The organism is Mesorhizobium amorphae, assembly GCF_014843845.1.
In the GTDB taxonomy this organism is placed as follows: Bacteria; Pseudomonadota; Alphaproteobacteria; order Rhizobiales; family Rhizobiaceae; genus Mesorhizobium; species Mesorhizobium amorphae_A.
The window spans coordinates 256,670-272,883 of record NZ_JHQS01000051.1 but is presented as its reverse complement, the minus strand read 5'-3'; the positions used below and the strand labels follow the sequence as shown (position 1 = coordinate 272,883).

General features: G+C 64.5%; 16 protein-coding genes and 1 pseudogene. 8 read left to right on the top strand and 9 right to left on the bottom strand.

Features of this window, described 5'->3' with window-relative positions; translation table 11 throughout:
• Nucleotides 1-21: 21 nt before the first annotated feature.
• The 5 genes from DH08_RS19675 to DH08_RS19655 all read right to left on the bottom strand — a co-directional run bounded on the left by DH08_RS19675 (nt 22) and on the right by DH08_RS19655 (nt 3,084).
• Nucleotides 22-207, bottom strand: a complete 186-nt coding sequence (locus DH08_RS19675) for a DUF2065 family protein (protein WP_192180903.1) — start codon at nt 205-207, stop codon at nt 22-24.
• A gap of 6 nt (nt 208-213) precedes the next feature.
• Nucleotides 214-1,155, bottom strand: a complete 942-nt coding sequence (gene hflC / locus DH08_RS19670) for a protease modulator HflC (RefSeq protein WP_192180902.1) — start codon at nt 1,153-1,155, stop codon at nt 214-216.
• Nucleotides 1,155-2,273 carry an FtsH protease activity modulator HflK gene (hflK, locus tag DH08_RS19665; protein ID WP_120013041.1) on the bottom strand — a complete coding sequence of 373 codons (1,119 nt, stop codon included), beginning with the start codon at nt 2,271-2,273 and terminating at the stop codon, nt 1,155-1,157. The genes hflC and hflK overlap by 1 nt, the downstream gene beginning before the upstream one ends.
• A 155-nt stretch (nt 2,274-2,428) precedes the next feature.
• The gene (locus DH08_RS19660; protein WP_192180901.1) at nt 2,429-2,941 is read right to left on the bottom strand and encodes a dihydrofolate reductase; all 513 of its coding nucleotides are present in this window, start codon (nt 2,939-2,941) and stop codon (nt 2,429-2,431) included.
• Nucleotides 2,941-3,084, bottom strand: a complete 144-nt coding sequence (locus DH08_RS19655) for a hypothetical protein (protein ID WP_192180900.1) — start codon at nt 3,082-3,084, stop codon at nt 2,941-2,943. The genes DH08_RS19660 and DH08_RS19655 overlap by 1 nt, the downstream gene beginning before the upstream one ends.
• Before the next feature lie 151 nt (nt 3,085-3,235).
• Between DH08_RS19655 and cobF the strand changes: the two genes are divergently transcribed.
• The 8 genes and pseudogenes from cobF to DH08_RS19615 all read left to right on the top strand — a co-directional run bounded on the left by cobF (nt 3,236) and on the right by DH08_RS19615 (nt 13,037).
• On the top strand, nt 3,236-4,012 hold the full coding sequence (gene cobF, locus DH08_RS19650; protein ID WP_192180899.1) for a precorrin-6A synthase (deacetylating): 777 nt from the start codon (nt 3,236-3,238) through the stop codon (nt 4,010-4,012).
• A 341-nt stretch (nt 4,013-4,353) separates the two neighbouring features.
• Nucleotides 4,354-5,889, top strand: a complete 1,536-nt coding sequence (locus DH08_RS19645; RefSeq protein ID WP_192180898.1) for an FGGY-family carbohydrate kinase — start codon at nt 4,354-4,356, stop codon at nt 5,887-5,889.
• A complete protein-coding gene (locus DH08_RS19640; RefSeq protein WP_192180897.1) occupies nt 5,886-6,662 on the top strand; it encodes a DeoR/GlpR family DNA-binding transcription regulator in 777 nt (258 codons plus the stop codon). Before DH08_RS19645 ends, DH08_RS19640 begins: the two co-directional genes overlap by 4 nt.
• Nucleotides 6,659-8,401, top strand: a complete 1,743-nt coding sequence (locus tag DH08_RS19635) for a glycerol-3-phosphate dehydrogenase/oxidase (RefSeq protein ID WP_192180896.1) — start codon at nt 6,659-6,661, stop codon at nt 8,399-8,401. The genes DH08_RS19640 and DH08_RS19635 overlap by 4 nt, the downstream gene beginning before the upstream one ends.
• Nucleotides 8,402-8,719: 318 nt before the next feature.
• Nucleotides 8,720-9,379 (top strand): DUF2291 family protein, encoded by a 660-nt coding sequence (locus DH08_RS19630; RefSeq protein ID WP_192180895.1) that lies wholly within the window; start codon nt 8,720-8,722, stop codon nt 9,377-9,379.
• The gene (locus tag DH08_RS19625) at nt 9,376-10,956 is read left to right on the top strand and encodes a sugar ABC transporter ATP-binding protein (RefSeq protein WP_192180894.1); all 1,581 of its coding nucleotides are present in this window, start codon (nt 9,376-9,378) and stop codon (nt 10,954-10,956) included. Before DH08_RS19630 ends, DH08_RS19625 begins: the two co-directional genes overlap by 4 nt.
• Nucleotides 10,943-12,045, top strand: a pseudogene (locus DH08_RS19620) (ABC transporter permease). The gene DH08_RS19625 and the pseudogene DH08_RS19620 overlap by 14 nt, the downstream one beginning before the upstream one ends.
• 32 nt (nt 12,046-12,077) lie before the next feature.
• Entirely contained in the window at nt 12,078-13,037 is a 960-nt protein-coding gene (locus DH08_RS19615) for a D-ribose ABC transporter substrate-binding protein (RefSeq protein WP_120012648.1), read from the top strand.
• A gap of 87 nt (nt 13,038-13,124) precedes the next feature.
• On the opposite strand, the gene DH08_RS19610 is transcribed toward DH08_RS19615, so the two are convergent.
• The 4 genes from DH08_RS19610 to modA all read right to left on the bottom strand — a co-directional run bounded on the left by DH08_RS19610 (nt 13,125) and on the right by modA (nt 16,170).
• On the bottom strand, nt 13,125-13,466 hold the full coding sequence (locus tag DH08_RS19610; RefSeq protein ID WP_006204924.1) for a winged helix-turn-helix domain-containing protein: 342 nt from the start codon (nt 13,464-13,466) through the stop codon (nt 13,125-13,127).
• Between the two features lie 85 nt (nt 13,467-13,551).
• Entirely contained in the window at nt 13,552-14,664 is a 1,113-nt protein-coding gene (gene modC, locus DH08_RS19605) for a molybdenum ABC transporter ATP-binding protein (protein ID WP_192180893.1), read from the bottom strand.
• A complete protein-coding gene (modB, locus tag DH08_RS19600; protein WP_192180892.1) occupies nt 14,661-15,365 on the bottom strand; it encodes a molybdate ABC transporter permease subunit in 705 nt (234 codons plus the stop codon). The genes modC and modB overlap by 4 nt, the downstream gene beginning before the upstream one ends.
• 16 nt (nt 15,366-15,381) lie before the next feature.
• Nucleotides 15,382-16,170, bottom strand: coding sequence for a molybdate ABC transporter substrate-binding protein (modA, locus tag DH08_RS19595; RefSeq protein WP_192180891.1), 789 nt, complete (start codon nt 16,168-16,170; stop codon nt 15,382-15,384).
• Nucleotides 16,171-16,214: the final 44 nt, after the last annotated feature.

Below are 16,214 nucleotides of genomic sequence, written 5' to 3'. Positions count from 1 at the left end.
CCATGACCATCGTCGCCATCGTCAGCCGCGCACCAGCCAAACGATGCCGACGCCGATGGCGATCGCCACCAGCCCGGCTATGCGCAGTGCATTCTCCGGCATCGACAGCACCTCACCTGCCAGTCTCTTGGCGAGGTTCGGAAAGCCGCCATAGATCAGGCCCTCGACAACGAGGACCAGACCTATGGCTGCCAGAAAATCCTGCACCGGCCGTTACTGGCCGGTGCCCGGCTGCGCCGCCGGTGCGGCGGGCGCTGTTGGCGTCACCGGTGCTTCCTTGCTGCTTGGATCGCGGAAGTAGCGGAAGAACTCGGATTCCGGCGACAACACCATCGTCGTGCCGGTGTTGTCCAGCGCTGTGCCGTAGGCATTCATCGAGCGGTAGAAATCGAAGAAGGCCGGATCACGCTGGTAGGCTGCCGCGAAGGTCGCGCTGCGCTGGGCTTCGCCCTCGCCGCGCAGGATTTCCGATTCCTTCTGCGCCTCGGCGACAATCTCCACCACTTCGCGGTCGGCGCGGGCCTTGATGCGCTGTGCCGCCTCATTGCCTCGCGCCCTCAGCCGCTCGGCTTCGGCCAGGCGTTCGGCCTTCATGCGGTCGAAGGTCTGCTGCGAAACCTCGGCGGTCAGATCGGTCCGGCGAATGCGCACATCCTCGATCTGCAGGCCGAGCGACGTGGCGTCGGGCCGCAGCTGATCGCGCACTTCGCGCATCATCACGGCGCGCTCTTCCGAGAGCGCCGCTTCGAAATCGCGCAGACCGTAGACACGGCGCAGTGCCGCGTCGAGACGCGTCCGCAGCCGTGCCTCGGCCAGTTCGATCTGACCGGAGACCGCCGCACGGAATACGCGCGGGTCCGAGATGCGATAGGCGATGAAGGCGTCGACCTCGTAAAACTTGCCGCCCGACACCTGGACGCGGATGTTGTCGAGGTCGAAGCGCAGCACGCGGTTCTCGATCAGTTGCACGCTGTCGGCATCGAAGAAGGCGAACGGCGCCTTGAAATAGATGCCGGGTTCATTCTTGACTTCGACGATCTCGCCGAACCTGAGCACGAGCGCCTGCTGGCGTGCATTGACCACGAAGACCGACGAATAGATCAGGAACAGGATGACCGCCGCGACGACGGCGATGATGGGGAGACGGTTGGCCATCACTGGGTTCCTCCCGTCGTGGCGCCCAGGGGCGCCGGCGGCGGCGCCTTCTGCTGCAGTGCCGGCAGCGGCAGGTAGGGAACGACTCCCTGCCCGTTGCCCTGCTCGACGATGACCTTGTTCGAATCCTTCAGCACCCTCTCCATCGTTTCCAGGTAGAGCCGCTTGCGCGTCACCTCTGGCGCCTTGGCATATTCGTCATAGACCGAGATGAAGCGCTGCGCCTCGCCTTCGGCCTCCTGCACGACTCGGTTCTTGTAGGCGGCCGCGTCTTCGCGGATCTGGGCCGCCTCGCCGCGCGCCTGGCCGAGCTTCTGGTTGGAATACTGGTTGGCCTGCTCGACGAACTTGTCCTCGTCCTGCTCGGCGCGCTGCACCTCGTCAAAGGCATCGGCCACCTCGCGCGGCGGCGCGGCATCCTCGATCGAAATGGCGTTGACGTTGAGGCCGGCCTTGTAGCCGTCCAGCGTCGTCTGGATGATCTCGCGCACCGACGCGGCAATGCCCTGGCGGTCGTCGCGGAAAATGTCCTGGGCCGGCCGGCGGCCGACAGCCTCGCGCATGGCGCTTTCGGCCACCTGGCGCAGCATGCCGTCCGGATCGGAGACGTCGAACAGATACGCCCTCGGATCCGAGACCTGATAGGCCACCGAAAACTGGACGTTGACGATGTTCTGGTCGCCGGTAAGCATCAGCCCGGACGTGTTGCCACTCGTCGCGCCGCCGCCGCCGATATCGACGAGCTGTTCGGCGATGTTGGCGGTCTCGACCGTTTCGACAGGCCACCAATGGAAATGCAGGCCGGGCTGGGAAAGCTCAGCCTTCGGCTTGCCGAAGCGCAGTTCGACCGCGACCTCATCTGGCTGCACGGTATAGACCGCCTTGAACGCCCACAGCACCACAAGTGCCGCTGCGATCAGCGCGAATACGGCCGGACTGGCGCCGCCGCCGCCCGGCAAGGCCCGCCGCAATCTGTCCTGGCCGCGCCGGATGATGTCTTCCAGATCGGGAGGTGACCCCTGCGGGCCGCTCGGTCCCTTGGGTCCCTGCCCCCAGGGTCCCTGATTGCCGCCGCCACCCCATGGGCCGCCGCCGCCGCTCTTGTCGTTCCAGGGCATGAATATCCTTTCGCTTGGAAATTCCCTCGGCGCCAGCCTGATGGCGCAAAATCCAATGTTGTTCTTCTATAGGGACGCCAAGCCTCGCTTTCAACGCGATCTGCTGCCCGGCCATCCGTTTTGGGCGGTTCGCGACCCTTTATCGTCTTCAATGCCTAGTCGCGGCGCCGTTCATAGACTGTATAGCGTGTCGCGTGGCTGTCTTTCTCGCCGGCCGGAATGTCGTCAGCACTGACAACGCGCCATGTCTCGGGGCCGATCAAAGGGAAATGCGCGTCGCCATCTACCGAAGCCAGCACATGGGTGACATGCAGGCGGTCGGCCAGTGGCAACGCCTGGGCGTAGATCTCGCCGCCGCCGACCACGCAGATCTCATCGGCGCCGGCCATGCAGCGCCCGCGCACGGTCGCCAGCTTGATCGCCTCGTCCAGTGAGTTGGCGGTTTCGACACCCTCGGCCCGCCAGGCCTTGTCGCGTGTCACCACGATGTTGAGCCGGCCCGGCAACGGCCGGCCGATGCCTTCAAAGGTCTTGCGGCCCATGATGATGGGCTTGCCCATCGTGTCGGCCTTGAAGCGCTTGAGATCGGTGGAAAGCCGCCATGGCAGCCCGCCGTCTCGGCCGATCACACCGTTTTCGGCGATGGCAACGTAGATCGCGATGTCCATCAGCCGCCGTTCCCGACTTCTCCGGCGCCACTGTCGTCCGACGGCTCGAGCAGCAATATGTCGATGTCATGCTCGGGCATCGGGAAGGCGAAGGCCGGCGCGGCCGAAACCGCCAGCGCTGCGGTCAGGATAGTGCGAAACATGGACCCCCCTTCGGCAACAATCCAAGGCATGACCCCGGATGCGCATCACATCTAGCCGTTTCAATGTGGCGTTTCAAAGCCATTCGCGCAGCCGCGGACGCTTGTCCCACGCAGTCTGGACACCGGCGTCCCGATCGGGCAGGACTTCGCCATGCGCAAGCTTCTCGTCATCGGCATCGGCGCCGGCAATCCGGAGCATATGACGGTCCAGGCCATCAACGGCCTGAACCGCGCCGAGGTGCTGTTCATTCCCGACAAGGGCGCCAAGAAGAACGATCTCGCCGAACTGCGCCGCCAGATCTGCGACCGCTTCGTCGCCAACCCCGACTCGCGCCGGGTGGAGTTCGACGTGCCGGTGCGGGCCGAGCCGTCACCCTCCTATCGCGCCACCGTCGATGACTGGCACGAAGCCATCGCCGCGATCTACGAGGGCCTGATCCGCGACGAGCTTGCCGAAGACGGCTGCGGCGCCTTCCTGATCTGGGGCGATCCCTCGCTCTACGACAGCGCGCTGCGCATCCTCGAACGTGTGCGTTTGCGGGGCAATGTCGAATTCGCACTCGAGGTCATTCCCGGCATCACCGCCGTCCAGGCGCTGGCTGCCAGCCACAGAATGGCGCTGAATCGCATCGGCGACCCCGTCCTGATCACCACCGGCCGCCGCCTGACGCAGGAAGGCATGCCGGAGAACGCAGGCAGTACCGTGGTCATGCTCGACGGCAAATGCGCCTTCAACACGCTTGATGACGAGGACCTGGTCATCCACTGGGGAGCCTATCTCGGCACGCCCGACGAGATCGTCATGTCCGGCCGCCTCGGCGATGTCGGCAAGGAAATCGCCGAAGTCCGGGAAAAGGCCCGAATGGAAAAGGGCTGGATCATGGACACCTATTTGCTGCGCAAACCCGGCGAGCCGGAGGACAACTAGCGAGGGGCCTCCCTTGCGCAGTTCGTGGTCTCGCGCGGGGTAACATGATCGGCGAGATGGGCCGGCAACGCGCAAGAGCTAGAAAAACAGCGTTTTATACCAGTCTGATAATCATATCCTTGCCTCGCGGAGTGCAGTCTTCCGGCAGATATCACACATATTGACGTTAAATTCACAGAATTGTATGGTCAGTTGTGCTGCTTCGAATCCCGCCGCTGTCTATCCGGCGGTCGCGATCGCAGCCGCGAATCCAGGCGAGGATAATTTCCATGATGTTCAGCGCCACCATCGTTCGGCATCAATTCGCAATGCCTGCCGGCAGGCGCTGACCGAGAAAAATCATGGCCAGCCTGCTTGGGATCGACAACGGCCTGACGGTGACGAAGGCGGTGGTCTTCGACGCCGACGGTTCGCAGCTTTCGGTGGCGCGGCGGCGCGTGCCGCAGTCGATGCCGCAGCCGCGCCGGGTCGAGCGCGACATAGCGGGCCTCTGGCAAGCGACCGCCGAAGCGATCGGCGAAGCGATCGCGCTCAGCGGCCGGCCTGCTCGCGACATCAAGGCGGTGGCGGCGACCGCGCATGGCGATGGCCTCTATCTGCTCGACAAGGAGCGCCGACCGCTCGGCCCCGGCATATTGTCGCTCGACAGCCGCGCCGGCGAAATCGTCGATGACTGGGCAAAAGGCCCGGTTTTCTCCGAGGCGCTTGCCCTCACCGGCCAGGTCCCGCATGCCTCCGCCCCCTCGGCGCTGCTCGCCTGGCTGAAAAAGCACGCGCCGGAGCGTTTCGACCGCATCGGCCATATCGTCGGCTGCAAGGACTGGCTGCGCTTCTGCCTGACCGGCACTATTGCCACCGACCTCACCGAGGCGAGCACCTCCTTCACTGATGTGCGCACGCAAAACTACGCGCCCGAGGCGATGCGCGTCTTCGGCCTGGACGAGCTGTTCGCGGCCTTGCCGCCGGCTCTGCATCCAGCCGACATCGCCGGCTACGTCACCGCCGAGGCGTCAGCACTGACCGGGCTAGCCGAAGGCACGCCGGTCGCCTGCGGCCTGCATGACGTCACGGCCTCGGCGCTCGGCATTGGCGGCCATGAAGACGGTGTGGTCAGCATCGTCGCCGGCACCTATTCGATCAACGAAGTGGTTTCCAGCGAACCGCGCGTCGACGCCCGCTGGTTCTGCCGCAACGCCATCGATCCCGGGCGCTGGAACAACATGTCGATCTCGCCGGCCTCGACGGCCAACTACGACTGGTTCCTCGACACGCTCTGCCGCGCCGAGCAGGAGGAAGCCAAACGGACCGGCGGCTCGATCCACGAAAGGCTGGCGGCGGAAATCGATGCGGCGCTGAAGAAGCCGTCGACCCTGCTCTTCCACCCCTATCTGTTCGGCTCGCCCTACGGCAATGCCGCCAGCGCCAGCTTCGTTGGCCTGCGCGGCTGGCACGACCGCGGCGACATGTTGAAGGCGGTGCTGGAAGGCATCGTCTTCAACCACCGCACCCACGTCGAAGCCCTCCGCGACGGCTTTGCCGTTCGCGAGGTACGGCTGACCGGCGGCGGCTCGCGCAATCCGGCCCTCGCGCAGATGTTCGCCGACGTGCTCAAGGTCCCGGTCAGCGTGACCTCGACCGATGAGGCGGCGGCCTTCGGCGCCGCACTTTGCGCCGGCGCGGCGGTCGGCCTGTTCGCCTCGCCGCAGGAGGGCGCGCACGCAACCTGCACGGTGAGCCGGCAGTATCTGCCGGACCCGGAGCGCAGCGCCGTTTTCGACGAGCGGTATTCTCTTTATGGCCGCATCGCCGAGCAGCTCAGGCCGAAATGGGCGGAGATCGAAAGCCTTGCGGGGCAAAGCATGGGGGTCACGGAATGATCAAGGCCGACGAACGGCGCGAAGAGATCGCCGAGTATGTCATCAAGCTCGGCCAGGTGCGCATCGACGATCTGGTCGAGCATTTCGGCGTGTCGCGCATGACAATCCACCGCCACATCGACCAGCTGGCGCATCAGGGCGTGCTCAGAAAGCTGCATGGCGCCGTCACCGTGCAGCCGTCGGGTCTCTATGAAAGCGCCTTCCGTTACCGGGTGACGGTGGGCAGGGCCGAAAAGGACGCGCTGGCCCGCGCCGCCATGGACTATGTCGAGCCCGGGCAAGCGGTGATCCTGGACGATTCCACCACGGCAAATGCCGTCGCGCCGCTGCTGCTCGAGGTCAAACCGCTGACCGTCATCACCAACAGCGTCTCGACCGCCGCACTCCTGACCAATGTCGACGACATCGACTTCATCTGCCTCGGCGGCCAGTACCATCGCACCTACAATGCCTATATCGGCATCGTCTGCGAGAATGCGATCTCGCGGCTGCGCGCCAACCTTTTGATCTGTTCTGCGTCGGCGATCAGCGGCACCACGGCCTTTATCCAGGATCAGCATGTCGTGCGGGTCAAGCAGGCGATGATGGCCGCTGCGATCAAGCGCGTGCTGCTTGTCGACCATTCCAAGTTCGACAAGGTCGCCTTGCATGTGCTCGACGAGCTGACAAGCTTCGAGGCGGTCCTGGTCACCGATGGCATCAGCGACAGGCATGCGCAAACGCTTGAGCAGGCGGGCGTCAGGCTGCGCATCGTCAAGACAAAGACGCCATGAAGCCCGACGAAACCCGGGAGGACGCTCTGGCCGGCAAAGCCGGCGATGTCGAGGTCGTCATTCTCGGTGCCGGCATCAACGGGGCCGGCCTGTTTCGCGATCTCTGCGCGCAAGGTGTCAACTGCTTTATCGTCGACAAAGCGGATTTCGGCTCGGGCACCAGTGCCGCGCCCTCACGCCTGATCCATGGCGGGCTGAAATACCTGGAGACCGGCGAGTTCGGGCTGGTGGCGCAGTCGACGCTGGAGCGCAACCTGCTGCTCAAGAACGCGCCGCACTATGTCAGCCCGCTGCCGACAGTCATCCCGATCTTTTCCTGGGGCAAGGGCATGTGGGCGGCGCTGCGCACGCTGCTCGGCTCGACCAGCGCACCGCGCAGCCGAGGCGCCATCCTCATCAAGATCGGCCTGATGATCTACGATTTCTACGGCTCGCGGCACCGGGTCATGCCGCGCCACCGGCTGGTCGGGCGAAGCAAGGCGCTGCGCGACATGCCGGCGCTGACCGGATCGATCGTCGCCACCGGCACCTATTACGACGCCAAGATCAGCCACCCCGAACGGCTGGTGGTCGAGCTGGTCGCCGACGGACTTGAGGCCAATGCAGGCTCCAGCGCGGCCAACTACACGTCGCTGATCTCCGCCTCGAACGGGGTGCTGACGTTCAAGCGGGACAATGGCGGCGCGTTTTCGCTGCGGCCGAAGCTGGTCGTCAACGCCACCGGTCCATGGATCGACCATGTCAACGCCGCGCTCGGCGCACCGTCGAAAATGATCGGTGGAACCAAGGGCTCGCACATCCTCCTGAAGCACGATGCGCTGGTGCAATGCCTGGCTGGGCGCATGCTCTATTTCGAGGCCGACGACGGCCGTATCTGTCTCGTCTACGACTATCTCGGCAAGGCGCTTGTCGGTTCTACGGACCTTCCGGCCGACAACCCAGACACGGTCCGTTGCGAGCCGGAGGAGATCGACTATCTGCTCGAAAGCGTGCGCACGCTCCTGCCGGGCATGAGCTTCGGACGCGACCAGATCGTCTATGCCTATAGCGGCATCAGGCCCTTGCCGTCATCCGACGCCTCGATCCCCGGCCTGATCAGCCGGGATCATTCAGCGCCCGTCGCCGAGCCGGATCCCTCACGGCCCTTCCCGATCATCTCGCTGATCGGCGGCAAATGGACGACGTTTCGCGGTTTCGCCGAGGAAGTCGCCGACACCGTGCTCGATCGGCTCGGCAGCAAGCGCAAGGCGAGCACGCAATCGATGCCGATCGGTGGCGGCAAGGGTTTTCCCATGGACGCAGCCGCGCGCGCAACCTGGCTGGCCGATGCCGCATCGGCCAGCGGCATCGACGTGGCTCGCCTCGACCAGTTGCTGTCGCGCTACGGAGCCAGCGCAGCCCTGATTGCGCGCCACCGGAGCGCATCCGGCAATGAAGACCGCTTGCCGGATGCGAACGACTACAGCCTGTTCGAGATCGACTACATCGTCCGCAACGAATTCGTCGAACATCTCGCCGACATCGTCATGCGGCGCACGACCCTGGCAATCAGCGGTTCCCTGACGACGAGCGACCTGCAGCAGATCGCCTCGGTTGCAGGCCAGGCGCTCGGCTGGAGTCGGCAGCGCATGGATGAGGAGATTGACGCCGTCGTCGCTCAGCTCAGCGGCAGCAATTTGATGCGACTGCAACCCGACCGCCACGCGCGAGGCGTGGGCGACCGCGCCAAACAGGCCTGAGGACGATATGGCCTCATCACGACCACAAAGCTCGCAGCATCACAGCCTTGGTGAGATATTGCGCCGGTCTATAAAAATCAAACAAAAACAGTATGTTGACCTAGATCACAATCAAAGATTGCTCACGCACATGTTACAATATGGGGAAAGTATCACAGTTATTGACGGTAATTTCACATCACGGTATGGTCGATTGCGTGTTGGGAGCGCAGCGCGGGAGGTTTTCGATGTGCAAGCGGGCTGCCCGCACAGCGGCGCATCGCGCCACAGCAACGAAATGCCATCCCTGATCGCCGCGACAGAACGGGTCGTCACATCATGAGTTCCCAGCCTGCCACCCCAACGATGAACCGGCGACCGGCCTCGAATGTGAGCTGGATTGTGCTTGCGGCCGGGGTGCTGGTCGTGCTCGCCGCGATGATCCTCGACACCAAAATCGTCACGATCGGCTCGGACGAAGACACCCGGAAGGCCGCCTTTTCCCCGGAGGCGTTCGGCAAGGCTGAATTCCCGAACGTCCAAGCCGCCGTCGAGCAGCGCGCCGTGGATGCCCCCACCCTTGCTTCGGCCATCGCCAAGGACAAGGCGGCGGCGGAGAAGCAGTATGGCGTGCCTGCCAATGTCGGCACTGAATTCTCGGTCAAATTCGCAGGCGTTGTCGGCGAGGGAAAATCCGGCATCTACACCGTCAAGGTCGCCGACGTGCCCGACACCCTGGTCGTTCGCGTCCAGACCGGCCCGGCGATCAACGGCACCGACCTGCGCGACGCCACCGGCGCCATCACATTCGGCCAGTTCATCAACCAGATCGAGTATCAGAACGCGGGCTCGGCCCTGAACAACGAGATGAAGAAGCAGGTTCTGTCGGTCATCGACAACACCAAGCTCACCGGCAAGACCATCTCGGTCGTCGGCGTCTTCAAGCTGATCAATCCCAAGGGCTGGCTGGTCACGCCCGTGAAGCTGAGCGTCCAATGAATGCGGCGCCCGAATTCGAGCCTGCGGCCGGCGACACAGTGCTTGCGGCCCGCAACATCGTAAAGACCTATGGCGGCACGCACGCCCTGAAAGGGGTCAATTTCGACATCCACCGCGGCAAGGTGACGACGCTGTTCGGCGAAAACGGCGCCGGCAAATCGACATTGATGAAGATCCTGTCCGGCGTGACCACGCCGACATCGGGAAGCATCGAACTCGACGGCCAGTCCGTCACCTTCTCCTCGTCTTCCGATGCCCGCGACCGCGGCATCTCGATCATCCATCAGGAGCTCAGCCTCGCCCCCAATCTGAGCGTGCGCGACAACATCTTCATGGGCCGGGAAATACCCGGCGCGACCGGCGTCGATTTCGCCGAGGAGGCCCGCCAGACACGACTGCTGATGGCAGACCTCGAGGAAGACATCGACCCGATGACGCTGGTGCAGGACCTGCGCCTGGGGCAGCAACAGATCGTCGAGATCGCCCGCGCGCTCTCGGTCGACTCCCGCATCCTGATCATGGACGAGCCGACCTCGGCGCTGAGCGCGACCGAGGTGGAGGTGCTGTTCAAGGTGATCCGCGACCTGACGGCCCGTGGCGTCTCGATCGTCTACATCTCGCACCACCTCGAAGAGGCGCTGCAAATCACCGACTACGCCGTGGTGCTCAGGGACGGCGCGATCACCGCGACCGCCAATGCCAAGCACATCAATCTCGAATGGATCGTCCGCAACATGGTGGGCGAGAATTTCGACCTCGGTACGCCACCCACCGGCCATACCTTCGGCGAAATTGCCTTGTCGGTCGACGAGGTCAGCGTCGCCGATGTCACGAGTTCGGAGCGCTTGGTCGTCGACAGGCTGTCGCTCGACGTCCGCAGCGGCGAGATCGTCTGCATCTACGGTCTGATGGGCGCCGGACGCACGGAATTGCTCGAATGCATCGCCGGGCGCCTGTCGGCGGCCGGCGGGCGCATCCTGCTTGAAGGCAATGACATCTCCCGCCTCAGCATTGCCGAGCGCATCGCAAGGGGCCTCGTGCTGGTACCCGAGGACCGCCAGCGCGATGGCCTTGTCCAGACGATGTCGGTCGGTGCGAACCTGTCGCTCGCCAGCATCGGCGCCTTCGTCAAGGGGATGTTCTTGTCGCGGTCGCAGGAGCGCTCGCTGGTCGATGGGTCCATCCGCGACGTGCGCGTCAAGACCGCGGGCGGCGGTGCGCCGATCGGATCGCTGTCCGGCGGCAACCAGCAGAAGGTCGTCATCGGCAAGATGCTGACCACCAGCCCTAAGGTCATGCTGCTGGACGAACCCAGCCGCGGCATCGACATCGGCGCCAAGGCGGAAGTGTTCCGGCTGCTCAGCGAGCGCGCGGCACGTGGTCTCGCCGTCGTGTTCTCGACCTCGGAAGTCACCGAGTGCCTGAGCATCGCGCACCGCATCATCGTCATGCGTCGCGGCAGGATCTCGGCCGAATTCGGCGCCGATGCCACGAAGGAGGAGATCATGGCCGCTTCCGGCGAAGCCGTGCTCTCCGACCAGGAAGAACACAGGAGCCATCACCGTGACCGACGCTAGCCCCGATCGCAGCCGCTCCCGTCCGAGGGCATCGGGCGGCGGCTTCAGCCTTTCGCGCTGATCGCCATCATCATCGTCTTCTCGCTGCTGTCTCCCTATTACTTCTCGGTCGCCAATTTCCTGACCATGGCCTCGCATGTCGCCATCTTCGGCATCCTGGCGGTCGGCATGCTGCTGGTCATCCTCAATGGCGGCATCGACCTCTCGGTCGGTTCCACGCTCGGCTTCTCCGGCGTGATCGCCGGCTTCCTGATACAGGGCGTGCAGTTGACCGCGCTCGGCGTCATCCTCTACCCGCCGGTCTGGGTCGTCGCGGTGCTGGTCTGCGTGCTCGGCGCGCTGGTCGGTCTCGTCAACGGCGTGCTCATCGCCTGGCTGAAGGTGCCGGCCTTCGTCGCCACGCTCGGCATGCTTTATGTGGTGCGCGGCGCGGCGCTGCTGATGACCAACGGCCTCACCTACAACGACCTCGGCGGCAAGCCGGAACTCGGCAACACGGGCTTCGAGTGGCTGGGCTTCAACCGCCTGCTCGACATCCCCGTCGGCGTGCTTGTCATGGCGGTCATCGCCCTCATCGGCAGCATCATCCTCAACCGCACCGCTTTCGGCCGCTGGCTCTATGCCTCCGGCGGCAATGAGCGCGCCGCCGAACTCTCCGGCGTGCCGGTCAAGCGAGTGCAGGTCTCGGTCTACATGCTCTCCGGCATCTGCGCCTCGGTGGCGGGCCTCATCCTGTCTTCCGAACTGACCTCGGCCGGACCGACCGCAGGCACCTCATACGAGCTCACCGCCATTGCCGCGGTCGTTATCGGTGGCGCCGCGCTCACCGGCGGCCGCGGCAATATCCGCGGCACGCTGGTCGGCGCCTTCGTCATCGGCTTCCTGTCCGACGGCCTCGTCATCATCGGCGTCTCCGCCTACTGGCAGACAGTGTTCACCGGCGCGGTCATCGTGTTGGCGGTGCTGCTCAACGCCATCCAGTATCGCCGCCGCGTCAAGCTCCCGAGCTCGGCCGGCAGCCCCCCGACTTCTCCGCAAAAGGACAAGGCCCAAACGGCCGATCCCGCTCTCGAGAAGACTGCCGGTTGACCGGCACGATTGCCAACCAAAGGAGGAACTCCATGTATCGCAGTGCCAGAATTCTGATGCTCTCGACGCTCGCCCTCGCCGCCCCGATCCTCGCCGGATCGGTAACCGCGGCATCGGCCGAAGGCCTCATCTCGATCATCGTCATCGATCCCGCCAACCCCTACTGGCTCACCGAAGGCAACGTCGCCAAGGCCGAAGCCGAGAAGCTGGGCTACACCGCGACGGTCGGCGCCTCGAAGGCCGACACCAACACCGAGAGCAAGCTGATCGACACCGCGATCACCAACAAATCCGTGGCGATCATCCTCGACCCCGCTGATGCCAGCGGCTCGATCGGCGCGGTGAAGAAGGCGATTGCCGCCAACATCCCGGTCTTCCTGGTCAATGCCGAGATCAACCAGGAGGGTCTGGCCAAGGCACAGCTCGTCTCGAACAATGCACAGGGTGCGGCACTCGGCGGCCAGCAATGGGTGACCGACATCGGCGAAAAGGGCAACTATGTCGAACTGCTCGGCGCCCCTTCCGACAACAACGCCGCCACGCGCTCGAACGGCTACGAGACCGTGATCAGCCAGTATCCAGATCTCAAGAAGGTCGGCTCGGAAGTCGCCAATTGGGACCGCACCCAGGGCCACGACAAGATGCAGAGCCTGCTACAGGCCCATCCCGACATCATCGGTGTGACCAGCGGCAATGACGAGATGGCGCTCGGCGCGATCGCCGCGCTGAAGGAAGCCGGAAAGCTGTCGAGCATCAAGGTCGGCGGCTTCGACGGTTCGCCGGACGCCGTCGCCGCCATCAAGGCGGGCGAACTCCAATACACGGTGCTGCAGCCGGTGGCCGTCTACTCGGCCAAGGCCGTGCAGCAGGCAGATTCCTTCATCAAGACCGGCAAGACCGGAGCCGCGACCGAAAAGCAGCTGTTCGACTGCCTGCTCATCACCAAGGACAATGTCGACAAGTACACCGCTCCGTTCACCCTTTCGGAGTGATGTCGGACGAGGGGTGCCCTTCGGGTCACCCCTCTCCTGCCCTGCAGCAAACGACTGGGCCTGAACAGTTTCTCGACTGTACGCCGCTTATCCTGCGTCGATTTCCGCCTGCAGGGCCTCCATATGCGTCGCCGCAGCCGATGTCGCAGCGCGCTCTATCGCCCGGAAGCGGCTGACGACCGCCAGGCCCACCGCGGTCAGCTGGGCGCCACCGCCCTTCCTGCCGCCGGTCTGCGCCGCAACCAGCGGCTTGCCGAAAACCCGGTTCATATCCTCGACCAGATCCCAGGCATGCTTGTAGGACATCTCCATGCGGCGCGCCGCGGCCGAGATCGAGCCGAAGGCGGCGATCTGCTCCAGAAGTTCGATCTTGCCAGGCCCGACGCGCCCATCCGGATCGAGGTTTATGCGCAAACTCAGCGACGGCATGTCCTGTTCTCCGCTGTCACGTCCAGACTAGCGCTTCCGCGGCCATATCGCTATTCCAAAGCAACATAGCGGTATTGTGCTTTGGTCACCCATCGGCCTCGACCGGCAGCCCGGCGCCGGTGGTCGCGCTGTCAAAGCTCACCGTCTTGATCACGGCAAAGACCTTGCCGCCAAGCCTGAGCCGCAGCGTGTGTTTCGACTGCTCGGTGATGCGCGCCAGCACGATTGCGCCATTGCAGTCGATGGCGATTTCCACCGTGGGCCCCATCCCCGGCCTGACGGCCACAATCGTTCCCGGCAGTATGTTGAGCGCGCTGAGGCCAACCGGCGGTTCGGTGGCGATCATCACGTCGCGGGCACGAATGCGGATGCGGACCGGCGCCCCGACCGGTGCCGCCAGACGCGGCACGCGGATATCGCCCGCCGCCGAGCCAAGCACGCTCATGCCGAAGGCCTCATCGTGGCGCAGCACCTTGGTGTCCAGCACCGCGCCGCCCTCGCCGCGCTCTTCGGCGGGCAAAAGGTCGAGCCGCTGCATGATTGCTCCGGTCGCTCCTGAGGCAACGACATGGCCTTGCGCCAGCACGACGACGTCGCTGGCCAGCCGCGCCACCTCGGCGACGGAATGGCTGACATAGACGATCGGGATCTTCGTCTCGTCGCGCAGCCGCTCGATATAGGGCAGGATCTCGGCCTTGCGGGCTTCATCCAGCGAAGCCAGCGGCTCGTCCATCAACAGCAGTTTCGGGCTGGCAAGCAACGCCCGGCCGATCGCCACGCGCTGCTTCTCGCCGCCGGAAAGTTTTGCCGGCCGCCGGTCGAGCAGATGGCCGATGCCGAGCAGCTCGACGACCGCATCGAAATCCGCATAGCGTTCCGCTGCCGGCGTGAACCAGCGGCCGTAGCGCAGATTGCCGGCGACGCTCATATGCGGGAACAGCCGCGCATCCTGGAACACCATGCCGATGCGGCGTCTGTGCTTGGGCACAAAGAGACCGGCATCGGTATCGACCAGCACACGGCCATCTACCGCGATCCGGCCCCTGTCGGGGCGGATCAGCCCGGCGATCAGGTTGATCAGCGTCGTCTTGCCCGAGCCCGAAGGCCCGAACAGTGCCGTCAGCCGCCCGGCGCTCTCGAAGCTGGCGTCGACCGCGAAATCGCCGAACCGGTGGCTGATGTCGACCAGGACCGTCATTCGATGTCCATCCGTCGGCCGACACGCCGCGCCAGCACCTCCGAGGCGACAAGCGCCGCCATCGAGATGACGATCGAGATCAGCGTCAGCCTGAGCGCGCCTTCATCGCCGCCCGGCACCTGCGTAAAGGTGTAGATCGCTGAGGGCAGCGTCTGCGTCTCGTTCGGGATGTTGGAGACGAATGTGATCGTGGCGCCGAATTCGCCCATCGCCTTGGCGAAGGACAGGATCGCGCCTGCGATCAGCCCGGGCAGGATCAGCGGCAACGTGATAGTGGCAAACACCCAGGGCGGATTGGCGCCGAGCGTTCCGGCCGCCGCTTCCATCTTGCGATCGACCGCCTCGACGGACAGCCGGATCGCCCGCACCATCAAGGGAAATCCCATGATGCCGCAGGCCAGTGCTGCGCCCGTCCAGCGAAAGGAAAAGACAATGCCGAAATGTTCGGCCAGGAACGCGCCAGCCGGACCGCGCCTGCCGAAGGTCAGCAGCAGCAGATAGCCGGTCACCACCGGCGGCAGGATCAGTGGCAGATGCACCAATCCGTTGAGCAGGGTCTTGCCCCAGAACTGGCCGCGCGCCAGCACCAGCGCGATCAATATGCCGGGCGGCAGGCTGGCGATCATCGCCACCGTCGCCACCTTGATCGACAGCCGGACCGCATTCCATTCGTCGGGAGTGAGGTCCAGCAGCCAGTTCATGCCTTGGTGTCGTGCCTCAGTTGCTCGGCGCCAGGATGGTGAAACCCTGCGCCTTGAAAAGCTCGGCCGCCTTGGCGGACTCAAGGCATTTCAGGAAGGCCGGTGTGTCCTTGTCCTTCGAATCCGCGGTCTGGGCAACCGGATAGACGATCGGCGGATGCGAATCCTCCGGGAAGGTGCCGACCACCTTGACGCCCTTTTCGGCATGCGCGTCGGTGGCATAGACGATGCCGAGCGCGGCTTCGCCGGTCGACACCAGCTTCAGCGCCGCGCGCACATTCTCGGCCTGTGCCACCTTGCCTTCCACCGAGGACCACACGCCCAGCGATTCCAGCGCCGCCTTGCCGTATTTGCCGGCGGGCACCGCCTTGACATCGCCCATGGCGAGCTTGCCGTCGCCGATCAGCTTGGCAAGGTCGAAGCCCTTTTCGATCTTGGCCTCAACCTTGGAATCCTTCGGCGCCACCAGCACGATCTGGTTGCCGAGCAGCTTCACCTCGGTGTCCGGCTTGGTCAGCTTCTTGTCGGAGAGATATTTCATCCAGTCGAGGTCGGCCGAGATGAACACATCGGCCGGCGCGCCGCCTTCGATCTGCTTGGCCAGCGCCGAGCTTGCCGCATAGGAGATGGTCGCCGCTTCGCCGACATCGGCCTCGCAGGCCTTGTTGACGGCGTCGAGCCCGTCCTTGAGGCTGGCTGCCGCAAACACCACCACCTTGTCTTCGGCATGGGCGGCCGGCACTGCCGCCATCAAAATTGCCGTCAGCCCGCCGATGGCGATTGCGTTCAACCTGAAATCAAGCATGAAATATTCTCCCAGGGTTTTGAAAATCCGTTCGGCTCAAAGCC